Here is a 12,602-nt window from a genome sequence, read left to right as displayed (position 1 = left end):
AAATAATGTCAATGACAAAATTGATTATGTACAAAATGGATGTTTTGTAAGGGAGGTAATATGGAAAGCAGTACAAAGTGTTTTAGAGACCAAAAGACTGTTGTGTGTGATACGGAATCATCTACTACGGGCAGAGTTTGATGCAGATTTATGTAAAGTTTTTTATTTGAGGAGGCCCAAAATTTCTTCGGCTCTTTCAATAAATAGCGTGGCACCTTTCGCCTGTAATTCTTCTTTTGGTCGGAAGCCCCAGAGTACAGAAACCAAAGAAACTTCGGCGTTCAGCGCAGTATCTACATCCACGCCCGAATCTCCGACATACAGCGTTTCTCCTTTATCTGTATCAGCATTCTTCATAATTTCATATACGATGGCAGGATCCGGTTTTATGGGAAAGTCTTCGCGTTGCCCCAATACCGTGGAGAATGCGATCTGAGGAAAAAATCGCTTGATCAGATATTTTGTGGCAGAATCTATCTTATTTGATGCAACGGCAAGTTTGATGCCCTTCACCTGTAAAGTTTCCAGAAGTTCTGTAATTCCGGGATAAGGACGGGTAAATTCAGTTGAATGATCAGCGTAATAGAGTAAAAAATCGCGTTTGACTTTCGCGATGGTTGCCGGATTTCTGTCGCTTTCCGGAAGAGCGCGCTCAACCAGTTTGTTCATCCCGTTGCCCACAAAAAAACGATAAGCTTCGATCGGATGAGTGGGGTAGTGGTGTAATTCAAGTGCGTAATTGCAGCTGTGAGCCAGGTCGTATATGGTGTCTAAAAGCGTTCCGTCTAAATCGAAAATTACTAACTTAATCATTGGAGTTGGTGTTGGATAAGTGGATTAATTGGCTTTGATCTATTGAGATGACGTTTTTATCGAGCAAAAAGCGTAAAGCTTGTTTTGTCTTAGCTTCGGATGTATTCATTTTACGAAGAAGTTCGTTTGTGGACACCGGCTTTTCGCTTATGTGGTTTTTAATGCGAGACACGATTAATTCGAATTCGTCTGTAGAAAGAGAACTTTTCTTTTTTGCAATGCAGACATCGCACACGCCACAGCCGGTTTCCTGTTTTTGTCCAAAATAGGCTAACAACTGTTGGCTACGGCAGATGTTGTTTTCTTCCGCATAGCTTTGCATTGCTTCTATTCTTTTCTCGAATCGCTCTTTGCGGGTCTCATACACATCTTTGCTCAGTTTTACATGTTTAATGTCTTCTCGGGAAGAGGTGAATGTGATAAACGGCGTTTTCTTGGCCGGAATATAGCTGAATATATGAGCCTTGCTAAGCTGGACGAATGCGTTGTATACGGTTTCTCTCGTCGATCCGGCTCTTTGAGCGATTAAGTCTTCGTTGATATACACATGGTCTGCAAATAACCCGGTATAAGATCGTAACGTTACCTGAATGATGTTATCCCATTCGGGGTTCCCGTGTCGTATAGAATAGAGTTCTTCTTTGTTGACGGTTATCATTAGCCGCGACGGATTGTCAAGTGCATCAGACAAGGTAATATAGCCGGCCTGCTCCATTATCTTCAACGCGTTGTAGCTCATGTTGAGAGGCAATTTGTAGGCCTTGCAAAATTCCTGAAGGTCGAACGGATAAACGGCTTCAAATCCGGATCCGACTGCTAACTGGTAAAAATTGCCAAGTGAATTGTAAGTGTCAAGAACCCGTTGCTTGTCAGGGAACGAGTCGCTTATTCTGCGTTTTAGTTTTGCTCCGTCATTCTTGCTGTAAATGATAGTGGCATACGCTTTTTTGCCATCGCGTCCTGCCCGTCCTGCTTCCTGAAAATATGCTTCCGGCGAATCAGGCAGGTCGAGGTGAATAACTAATCGAACGTCAGGTTTGTCAATGCCCATACCGAATGCATTGGTGCAGACGATTACCCGGCATTGGTTCGATTTCCATGCAGCTTGTCGTTCGTTTTTCACGTGCTGCGGCAATCCCGCATGAAAAAAGTTGGCCGAAAAACCTTTGTCAAGCAGAAATTCTGCTACTTCTTTTGTCTTTTTTCGGTCTCGTACGTATACAATAGCACAACCGGCAACGTTGGTCAGTATTTTGGTTAAAAGGGAAAGCTTGTCATCTGCTTCGCGAACTACATAAGCAAGGTTCTCTCTTGCGAAACTTTGAGAAAAGCAGTTGGGCTCGCTGAAGTTTAATTGTGATTGTATGTCCCGGATTACTTCCGGTGTTGCTGTGGCTGTCAGGGCTAAAATTGGAATCCCCGGCAAATGTTGGCGTATCTCAGCTATCTTCAGGTAAGATGGGCGAAAATCGTATCCCCATTGAGAGATACAATGCGCCTCGTCAACCGCGATTAAGCAAATATTGATGGAATTAAGCCGCTTTAAAAACAGTTCGGAGGATAGTCTTTCGGGTGAAACATAAAGGAATTTCACATTGCCGAATGCACAGTTATCAAGGGTAGTCATGATCTCCTGGCGACTCATGCCGGTACAAATCATTTCGGCTTTGATTCCACGGGCTTTAAGATTGTCTACCTGGTCGCGCATCAGAGCAATTAAGGGTGTAATTACCAGACAGGTTCCCTCCATCGTCATGGTCGGTACCTGAAATGTAATGGATTTGCCTCCACCGGTGGGCATTAGTCCCAACGTATCTTTTCCCCCGGCAATGCTGAGGATAATATCGCTTTGCAACGGGCGAAATGCCTCGTAGTTCCAATATTCTTTTAATACTCTGAGAAATTTATCCATCGGACTTCTGACGAATTTGTTGCAAAATTACAATTTTTATACCATTAAATCGGTCGTTGTGCTCCATTTAATAATTACCTTTGTACCCGGATTTAATCATTGCATACATGCGTCGTGTTATTTTTGCGATATTGATTACCTTTTCGTCTGCTGTCATGGCTTTTAATCAGACAGTGGACTATGATCAGTGGCTGAACAAACTACAGACCACTCAGCAGATTTTTAACGAGCTCAACTATACCCTGAAGTTGTCTCCTAAAAGTTGTGTGTGTAATTATGAAGTGCATGGTCGTGACACATTGTTCCTGTATGTCTTCAATGATTTTTACTGCTTCCCTCCAATGAAGTTCATGAATAAGAAGCAGGAAAACTTCTATTGGAAAACGGTGCGGGACGTAAAGAGAGTGTTGCCTTATGCACGACTTGTTTCCCGAACAGTGTATGATGCTAACAAACAGCTTGTACAGATAACCGATGAAAAAGAACGTAAGGTATTCCTGAAACAAACTGAAAAGGAACTTTTCAAGCGTTACGAGAAAGAATTACGATCGATGTCTATCAATCAGGGAAAATTGCTTGTGCGCCTTGTCGATAGGGAATGCCATCAGACGACTTATTCTATCATTAGAACATATAAAGGCGCTTTTTCGGCATGGATGTGGCAAACCGTGGCCAAGCTTTTCGGGTCAGACCTAAAAGCTGAATACGATGTGCAAAACAAGGATAAAATTATAGAAAGGGTGATTACTCTTGTAGAGGCCGGACAATTATGATCCGGCTTTTTTTACTTCAAAACCGAGCATATGCATCAACGTCCACAGATAGTAATAGATGAGAAAATCCCTTTTATTAAGGGCGTTTTAGAGCTGTATGCAGATGTAAACTATGTGGAAGGTGCTCAAATTGATTCAAATATTGTGGCAAATGCAGATGCTTTAATTGTTCGGACCCGCACTATCTGCAATGAAGCTCTCCTAAAAAATTCGACAGTAAAATTTATTGCTACGGCAACAATAGGAACAGATCATATTGACACTGCCTATTGCGATGGCAAAGGTATTTTCTGGACAAATGCGCCCGGCTGTAACTCCGGCTCCGTTTATCAATATATTGCCTCTGTTTTGTCCTGGCTCGTTCTGGCAAAGCAGATGAAGCTTGAAAATCTTACTCTTGGCGTCGTTGGATGCGGGCATGTGGGAAGCAAGATCGTCCGACTCGGACTATTGCTGGGGATGAAGGTGCTGGTTAATGACCCGCCTTTGCAAAGAACACGAGGAGGAAATTTTGTTTCGTTGGAAGATTTGTTGCAACAAGCCGATATTGTTTCTCTTCATACACCGTTGACACGATCGGGCGAAGACAAAACGTTTCATCTTATTGATTCTGAGAACCTGCACAAGATGAAGCCTTCTGCATGGCTCGTTAATTCTTCAAGGGGCGAAGTGGTCAATGGAGAGGCTTTGGAAATAGCCCTGGACAATAAAGTAATTCAGGGAGCTGTTCTTGATGTTTGGGAACAGGAACCGAAAATTTCAGTTGGACTGTTAAATCGGGTGGGCTTGGCGACTCCTCATATTGCAGGTTATTCAGCCGACGGTAAGGCTACCGCTACCGCGATGAGTGTACAGGCCTTGAGCCGATTCTTTAGCTTACCCCTTAATACATGGCAACCCGGTTCGATTCCGTTGCCACAGCAATCGACTTTATTAACCATTGACGCGTCAAATAAGACTCTTTCGCAGTTATTTGCAGAGGTAGTTTGGGCTACTTATGCAATTACTGACGACAACGAACGATTGCGTAATGCGGTTGCTGATTTTGAAAAACAAAGAGGAAATTATCCCATTCGCCGCGAATTTCAGGCTTACACAATAAATTTGAAGCATGGAAATAGTCAACTTGTTGATTTTCTGAAAGCACTGGGTTTTCAAGTCGCTTTGTCCTGATTTTTTATTGTGAAACATTACGGTAGCGTGTCGGTTGTAAACCGATTTTTGTACTTTTGTATGGTTATCTGAATGACATGAACCGAACGTTTACAATAAAATCCTACCTGTTATATTTGTTAAGAGCTCGTCACAAGAAAGGCTATGGCATTCATTCTCCTTTTGTGTTCAATCTTCTTAATTCTGTCTTTTACGAGCAATCTCCCTATTATTGTTACGAAAATATTGAAGATTTCAGAGAAAAACTTCTGAGGTCAAAAGAGATGATCGATGTGACAGATCATGGAACCGGTGGTTATACGAAGCGTAGGATTTGTGATATTGCCAGAAGGTCTGTAAAATGCACAAAATATGCGCAATTGTTGTTCCGTTTGGCCAATTGTAACCGGTCGTCAACAATACTGGAGCTCGGCACATGTTTGGGGCTGACAACGCTCTACCTGTCACAAGTAAACAGAAATGGCAAAGTAGTCACAATTGATGCAGATGAAAATATTTGCCGACTGGCAAGAGAAAATTTTAAGACGTTAGGTGCCGATAATATTGAGCTTTGCTGTGGAAAAGTTGATGAAGTGTTATCGGGGATACTAGAAAAACTGCCGTCACTTGACTTCGTCTTTTTTGATGCAAACCATACTCAGGAGGCAACATTGAAATATTTTGAGATGTGCCTGCCCAAAGCCCATAAGTCCAGTATTTTTGTGTTTGATGACATTTACCGGAGCCAAGAGATGAGCCTTGCCTGGCAACAAATCACACAACATCCGGATGTCAGATTATCCATAGATATTTTTGAAATGGGAATAGTGTTTTTTAATACGGATTTGTTCAAGCAGGATTATATTGTCGCATTTTGAAGAAAAAAATCGCATTACAACACTAAAAAGTAATTTTGTACGTTTCAGCTGTAGAATAAAAGAAATTTTGCTGGAATATATTGATAATTTAAGCAATAGACTGTGAAAATATATACTAAAACCGGAGATAAAGGACAAACCAGTCTTATCGGAGGCACGCGGGTGTCGAAAGCAGATCCTCGTTTGGAAGCATACGGCACTGTAGATGAACTGAACTCTTCGATTGGCTTTTTGGCAGCAGGTATTACGGATGAACATACCCGGATTTTGCTGTTGGAAATTCAAAGTCGTCTTTTCGATTTGGGTGCAGAGTTGGCAACAGACAGGAATGCCGTTAAAACAGAATCGAATGGAACTATCTTTGGAGACTGCATTCAGACAATTGAAAAAGAGATAGATAACATCACGTCAACATTGCCATCCCTGAACCATTTTGTGTTGCCGGGTGGTGACGAAATTGCAGCCCGTTGTCATATGTGTCGAACAATTGCCCGCAGGGCAGAGCGCAGAATGTGGGAATCAAATGCCATGTATCCGATAGCTGATGAATGCCTTGTTTTTGTCAACCGTTTGTCCGACTATTTTTTCGTTTTGGCACGTAAGTTTGTCCATGATGCAGGAAAAGAGGAAATTTTTTGGGAATCCCATTGTAGGTATTAGATTTTTTGTATTTTTGCACTCAATTAAGATTTTGATAAAATCGCTTAAATATAAATTATTAAGCGATTCTAAAATGATAATTCAGAGCCTGATTTAGGTTTTGTGGTAACCAACTAAAATAAGTAGCTAGCATGTATTGGACATTAGAATTAGCATCCAAATTAGAAGATGCACCCTGGCCAGCAACTAAAGATGAGTTGATAGACTATGCAATGCGTTCAGGAGCTCCTCTTGAGGTAATTGAGAATCTTCAGGAAATGGAAGATGAAGGGGAAATCTATGAAAGCATAGAAGATATTTGGCCGGATTATCCAAGCAAAGAAGATTTCTTCTTTAATGAAGAAGAATATTGATCTTTTTGCTTTTTTGTTTTATTGTTTTTAGCTGTTTTTTGTGGATTTTTTGCCGTTTAGTTAATTTAGTTCTGCGAATTGTCAGAATAAAGATATCTGGCCGGCTGAAAATTAGTTTTATTCCCGAAAAGAAGAGCTTTTTTATGCAATAAAACGATAAAATATGCCGTTATCATAGCATTGGACGAACTAGATCTACAAACGAAATGTTGCGTTTGTTGAAGTAAACATAAAATTTTTCCGGTGAAAAAACTCTGCTTAGCTGTATTGTGTGGCGTTTTGTCTTTAGGAACAACTAACGCTCAGTTCGTTTCGCAATACAGTCAGTATATGTTTGCAAAAGGGTCGTTCAACCCGGCAGCAATTGCAGAGGGTGATATGATGCGACTTACCGGACTTCACAGACAACAATGGATAGGTATGCCGGGAGCGCCCGTCGATACTTATTTTAATCTTTCAATGCCATTCACCATTAACAAAAAGAGTTTTGGAGCAGGTTTGGCTTTTGATAATGAAAAAATGGGCTTGTTTACCAAGCAATTCGTTGTTTTGCAGGGTGCTTATAAGACGAAACTGGGAGACGGCCTTCTTAGTCTTGGTGCAAACATTGGCGCAATTAGTGTCGGGTTTCAGGGCGACAGTGCCTATATTCCGACCGGCAATGACTATCACGTAGCACCGGGTTCCGACAGCCAGATTCCGACGTCGCAAGTGAGCGGGATGGCCTTGGATTTGAGTTTAGGAGCATATTATTCTACTGAAAAATGGTATGCAGGTTTGTCTGTTTTAGATGTTAATCAGCCGACTATTCGCTGGTCGGATTCGCAGGAGTCATATATAGGAAGAATGTTTTATTTGACGGGAGGTTACAATTTGGCTTTGCCAAATACCAACTTTACCATCAAACCATCCCTTCTGGTAAAAACTAACTTTGTTAATTATCAGACGGATATGGATCTTTTGCTTGATTATAAGGATAAATTTTGGGGAGGCTTGGCTTACCGATTCAACGAATCCCTGATTTTTATGGGGGGAGTCAAACTGGCAAACGGTTTAACTATTGGATATTCATTTGATTTGCCGGTGACAAATTTGATCTCTTCTACTTATGGTTCTCATGAATTGTTTGTGACGTATGACTTCAATATTTCACTCGAAAAGAAAAAAAATAAATACAAGAGTGTAAGAATTTTATAAAGGATAAATGACTCTGATATGAGAAAATTACTTTTTATAATCCCATTACTTGGATTGTTGGTTGCGTGTAATTCCAAACCGGCAGGAGAGTTAGTGGGTCAATCGATCTCCAAAGTAAATGAAATTTCTCCATATGGAATGGTTTGGGTAAGGGGAGGTGCATTTATGATGGGCGCCAATGATCAGGATGCTTTTTGGTCGTTCAAAGGAGAATCAAAAATGGTTTCTGTTGATGGTTTCTGGATGGATCAGACTGAGATTACCAATACAGAATATCGTCAGTTCGTTGTTTGGGTGAAAGATTCTATTGCCAGACAACTTTTGGCAAACGTATCACCCGAAAAATGGCGTCAGAAAAAAGATACGGCTAAACTGAACTGGAAACGTCCTTTGCCATGGAAGCAAACATGGGAAAAAGCTTCGGGAGAAGAAGATGCTCATGCAGATTCGCTCTGGAATGCCCTGAAAAACTACAACAATAAGTTTGAAGGTCTGAATTACGTTTATCGCTGGTATGACTTGGAACAGGCTGCCAGAGAATATAATAAATTTGACAGAGCTCATGGGCATTACCCCAATTCTTCATTTGCAATTGTAGATGAATATTATTTTGACGGTGGTGTCATAAAAATGCGTACTAAGAGAATTTCTCCTATCCATAGCACAGAGGATTTTTACATGACTAAGATCATTAATGTATATCCTGATAAATTGGCATTCTGTACCGACTTTACCTATTCTTACAATGATCCGACTGTAAAATATTTTACTTTACGTTCGTATGACCAATATCCGGTAGTCGGCGTAACCTGGGAACAGGCAAAAGCTTTCTGTGCGTGGAGAACTAATTATTACAACAGTAATCATCTGTTCCAGGGGCAAGATTACCGTTTGCCGACAGAAGCAGAATGGGAATGGGCAGCTCGCGGGGGCAAACAACAAAGCATGTATCCATGGGGAGGTCCGTATATTCGCGATGGAAAAGGCTGTTATCTGGCTAACTTCAAACCAATGAGAGGTAATTATCGTGCTGACGGTGAGGTTCGTACTGCAAAGGTGGCAACATATCCTCCTAATGATTTTGGTTTATATGATATGGCTGGTAACGTTTCGGAATGGACTGAATCTTCATTCATGTCTATCAATGCGAATGGTACGCACGATTTGAACCCAAGTTTTGCTTACAATGCAAAAGAAAAAGATTCCGACATTTTGAAAAGAAAGATAATCAAAGGTGGATCATGGAAAGATGTTGCAGCTTATCTTCAATGTGGTGCCCGTTCATTTGAATATCAAACAGAATCTCGTTCCTATATTGGCTTCAGGTGTGTGAAATCTACAAACCTGAAGAAAAAATCAGCAATGAAAAACTTTTAATACTTGATTATGGGAATCCTTGAATTTTTACAAACAGATAAAGGAAAAGCATTTGCAGGAAGATGTTATGGATTTGGGGCATCTATTGTAATTATTGGAGCGTTGTTTAAAATTCAACACTTCCCTCTTGCCGGATGGTTTTTGAGTATCGGGATGGGAACAGAAGCGATCTTGTTTGCATTGAGTGGACTCGAAAAGCCTCATAAAGATTATGAGTGGGAAAAGGTATTTCCTCATTTTCAGGACGAAAATGTACCTCCTATTACAGCCGGAGGTGGAGGTTCTGCAGCGCAAGTAACTTCAGTTCAGGGCAATCTGTTAGACGAAGAACAGGTGAAACGATTGAATGAAAGTATCAAGAACTTGGGAGATACTGCAATGCAATTGACATCTATATCTAAGGCTTCTGGTGTAACAGATACCTATATTCAGAATATTCAGGCTGCTTCTGATGCTGCGGGTATTTTTGCTAAATCTCAGTCTGAACTTGCAACCTCAACCAGTGCGATTGTTCAGTCTTATAAACAAGCAGAGGATGAAATTGGCATGGTGGCAGAGCAAAGCAAAGTGTATGCTGCTCATGTGAATACAATTAATAAGAATCTTTCTTCTCTCAATGCCCTATATGAGCTTCAGATGAAGGGGGCTCAAGCAGGTAATGACGAATTGACAGCTCAGATAGAACAACATAAAGCTATGTTGTCAAATCTTGAACAATTGAAATCTAATCTTGGAGCTTCACTTAAAGAGTCCGAAGAATACAAAGTTCAGGCAGTTAAGTTGTCCCGTCAGGTATCTGATCTGAATAATGTTTATGGGAACATGCTAAATGCATTAAATACAAAGGCTTAATAGCAATATACGATAAACCATGAGTGGAGCAAAAAATTGTCCGGAAACGCCGCGGCAGAAGATGATTGGGATGATGTATCTCTTCCTGACTGCTATGCTTGCGTTAAATGTTTCTTCAGAGGTGTTGAACGGCTTTGTATTGGTGAACAACAGTATGTTGCAGAGTATTACCAGTTCAGATGCAAGAAATGCCAATATGTATCAAAGATTTAAAAATCTGGATGCAGATAACCCGGGCAAGGTTGGCGAATGGTTGAATAAAGCTTTGGTAGTGAAGCAGAGATCAGACGAGATGTTCAAGTATGTTGAAAATTTCAAATATCAACTTGTACGTCTTGCTGATGGTAAAGAAGCGAAAACTAATGAAATTAAAAATCTGGACAATCTGGATGTTGCCGGACAATACGCTTTGGTGCAGGGACATGGCAAAGAATTAAAGCAGAAGCTTTCTGAATATAAGGAATTCCTGAAAGGCTTTGTTAATGGAGATCCGGTGAAGATTGCAATGTTCGACAGGAACTTTGCAACAAAGGGAGGAAAAGACGGCAAAAACTGGCAGGAAAATATTTTTGAAATGATGCCGGTTGCCGCAGCGACCACTATTCTTACAAAATATCAGACCGATATTCGTGCGGCAGAAGGTGAAGTTGTCCAGTATTTAATGGCACAAACCGATGCTGGCGACTTTAGGGTAAATAAGTTACAGGCATATGTGATCCCGGTTTCTACCTATGTAATGCAGGGTGACAAATATAGTGCTCAGGTTGTATTGTCAGCAATTGACTCAACCAAGATACCTCAAATTATGGTAAATGGACGTACTCTTGGCAGAGACGGTAAATTGGAAATGGTATGTGGTCAGGTTGGTAGTTATGACTATAAGGGCGTTATCCGACTGAATTCAGGCGGTATAAACCGTGATTATCCATTTGCAGGAGCTTATACTGTAGGGGCGAAAAGTGCTACGGTAACAAATACCGCTTTGAACGTTGTATATGCAGGTATTGAAAACGAGCTTTCGGCTTCTGTGCCGGGTGTTGCAGCATCAAACATTCAGCTTGCCTGTGCCGGTGGATCGGTTTCAAGAAAGCCGAATGGTTTATGGACTTGCCGTACAAATGTAACCTCAGGAAAAATTAATTTTTCTGTTTCAGCAAAATTGGCAGGAGGAAACAGCTTTGTTCCTATGGGTACTGTGACATTTAACGTTCGCCAGTTGCCGGATCCCCGTCCATTCTTAACGTATAATGCGGGTGGTGTAGAGAAATCTATTATTGAAGGTAATATTACACTCAGTCAATTGAACGGTGCTGTTATAAAGGCCGATTATGTGAATGAATTAATTTCTGCCAATTTTACGGTAGTTTCGTTTACTTTGGAATATCCTAATGGAGAGGTACTTGAAAGTAATGGTTCTACATTGTCGGCAGCACAAAAGAATCGATTGAATCAGGAACGGGTTGGGTCACGCATTCTTGTAAGGGGTATTAAAGCAGTCGGCCCGGATAGATTGGTTCGCTCATTGCCTTTATTAGCAGTAAAATTGAGCGGAAGATAGACTAAAAATTAAACATGAACAATATGCAACGAATGAGATTATTTTGTGTCATTTGTTTTTCTGCCTTGATTGGCACATTGTGTGCGCAAGGTAACGAGAAAAAATTTTTCGATGAGTCTCCATCACCTTATGACTCTGTGGCATTGTCACAGCAAAAGCCGGAGGTGGTAATTTCGGACTCTGTTAAACGGGCTATCGTGAAGATGCGTAATGCTTTGCAATCGAGAATACGTCGCGATGATGTGGTTTGGTCCAAAACAGTGTACCGCATTATCGATATGCGCGAAAAACAAAACTTTCCGCTTTATTTTCCTCTCGAAGAGATGGATGGTTTTAAGAGCCTGATGAATGTAATGTTGCAGGGTGTTATTAATAAAAATCTGACGGTTTATCGGAAAGGTATTCGCGATGACCAGTTCCGTCCTGACTTTTCAATCAGTAAGGCTGTACCATTGGATAGTACAAAGTATCTGATAAACAGTGTTTTCTCGTATAAAGATGGAGATTCTGAATTTTATCCGGCATTAATGGTGTCAGATAAAGGGAAGTTGGGTATAGACAACATGACCATTATTGAATTCCTGAAACGTCAGCAGCGTTTTCTGATCAAGGAAGTATGGTTTTACGACAAACATCGCTCTGTACAGGAATCACGCATCGAAGCTATTGCTCCTTTGATGAGCTATCCAAAAGACAGAACTTCTTTGATTAAATCTATAGTATGCTGGTTTAAATTTAACGAGTTGCGTTCGTTGCTGGCAGAAGAAAAAATATTCTGGGGTGATAATCAGTCTTCTGATATGACATTCGATCTTTATTTCAGCCAAAGAATGTATTCAGGTAATATTCTTGGAGTTGATGATATTTATCATCGTACATTACTTGATTATCTAACAAACGCTGATGATGTTAAGAAAGAACAGGATGCAATTCAGCGTTCGATTATTAACTTTGAAAATGATTTGTGGGAATATTAAATAAGTCTTATTCTCCGGCTATATAATAGTGATAGTTCGTTTGATGTTGTTCAAGCGGACTATTGCTGTATTAATGCTCTCCTTTCTGAAATTTAAGTAT

12 protein-coding genes are annotated in these 12,602 nt (G+C 40.6%); 10 read left to right on the top strand and 2 right to left on the bottom strand.

The window, feature by feature from the left end:
* Nucleotides 1–162: 162 nt before the first annotated feature.
* The gene (locus F8N35_RS09010) at nt 163–813 is read right to left on the bottom strand and encodes an HAD family hydrolase (protein WP_293051610.1); all 651 of its coding nucleotides are present in this window, start codon (nt 811–813) and stop codon (nt 163–165) included.
* A complete protein-coding gene (locus tag F8N35_RS09005; RefSeq protein WP_293051607.1) occupies nt 806–2,725 on the bottom strand; it encodes an ATP-dependent DNA helicase RecQ in 1,920 nt (639 codons plus the stop codon). Before F8N35_RS09005 ends, F8N35_RS09010 begins: the two co-directional genes overlap by 8 nt.
* A gap of 107 nt (nt 2,726–2,832) precedes the next feature.
* On the opposite strand from F8N35_RS09005, the gene F8N35_RS09000 reads away from it, so the two are divergent.
* The 10 genes from F8N35_RS09000 (at nt 2,833) to gldN (ending at nt 12,502) form a co-directional block, all read left to right on the top strand.
* Complete coding sequence (locus F8N35_RS09000) at nt 2,833–3,498, top strand: DUF4294 domain-containing protein (protein WP_068703005.1); 666 nt, start codon at nt 2,833–2,835, stop codon at nt 3,496–3,498.
* A gap of 30 nt (nt 3,499–3,528) precedes the next feature.
* Entirely contained in the window at nt 3,529–4,671 is a 1,143-nt protein-coding gene (locus tag F8N35_RS08995; RefSeq protein WP_293051599.1) for a 4-phosphoerythronate dehydrogenase, read from the top strand.
* A 77-nt stretch (nt 4,672–4,748) separates the two neighbouring features.
* Nucleotides 4,749–5,528 (top strand): class I SAM-dependent methyltransferase, encoded by a 780-nt coding sequence (locus tag F8N35_RS08990; protein WP_293051596.1) that lies wholly within the window; start codon nt 4,749–4,751, stop codon nt 5,526–5,528.
* 102 nt (nt 5,529–5,630) lie between these two features.
* Entirely contained in the window at nt 5,631–6,188 is a 558-nt protein-coding gene (locus F8N35_RS08985; RefSeq protein WP_293051593.1) for a cob(I)yrinic acid a,c-diamide adenosyltransferase, read from the top strand.
* 131 nt (nt 6,189–6,319) lie between these two features.
* Nucleotides 6,320–6,541 (top strand): DUF2795 domain-containing protein, encoded by a 222-nt coding sequence (locus F8N35_RS08980; protein WP_002558131.1) that lies wholly within the window; start codon nt 6,320–6,322, stop codon nt 6,539–6,541.
* A gap of 243 nt (nt 6,542–6,784) precedes the next feature.
* Nucleotides 6,785–7,738 (top strand): type IX secretion system membrane protein PorP/SprF, encoded by a 954-nt coding sequence (locus tag F8N35_RS08975; protein ID WP_293051588.1) that lies wholly within the window; start codon nt 6,785–6,787, stop codon nt 7,736–7,738.
* Nucleotides 7,739–7,756: 18 nt separating this feature from the next.
* Nucleotides 7,757–9,115 carry an SUMF1/EgtB/PvdO family nonheme iron enzyme gene (locus tag F8N35_RS08970; protein WP_293051585.1) on the top strand — a complete coding sequence of 453 codons (1,359 nt, stop codon included), beginning with the start codon at nt 7,757–7,759 and terminating at the stop codon, nt 9,113–9,115.
* A 9-nt stretch (nt 9,116–9,124) separates the two neighbouring features.
* Nucleotides 9,125–9,967, top strand: coding sequence for a gliding motility protein GldL (gldL, locus tag F8N35_RS08965; protein WP_293051582.1), 843 nt, complete (start codon nt 9,125–9,127; stop codon nt 9,965–9,967).
* A 19-nt stretch (nt 9,968–9,986) separates the two neighbouring features.
* The gene (gene gldM / locus F8N35_RS08960) at nt 9,987–11,525 is read left to right on the top strand and encodes a gliding motility protein GldM (protein WP_293051579.1); all 1,539 of its coding nucleotides are present in this window, start codon (nt 9,987–9,989) and stop codon (nt 11,523–11,525) included.
* A 23-nt stretch (nt 11,526–11,548) separates the two neighbouring features.
* The gene (gene gldN, locus F8N35_RS08955; protein ID WP_293051577.1) at nt 11,549–12,502 is read left to right on the top strand and encodes a gliding motility protein GldN; all 954 of its coding nucleotides are present in this window, start codon (nt 11,549–11,551) and stop codon (nt 12,500–12,502) included.
* Nucleotides 12,503–12,602: the final 100 nt, after the last annotated feature.

Source organism: Paludibacter sp., assembly GCF_009712605.1.
Classification (GTDB): Bacteria; Bacteroidota; Bacteroidia; order Bacteroidales; family Paludibacteraceae; genus Microbacter.
The sequence above is the reverse complement of the archived record's forward strand: the minus strand, read 5'-3'. Positions and strand labels throughout refer to the sequence as shown.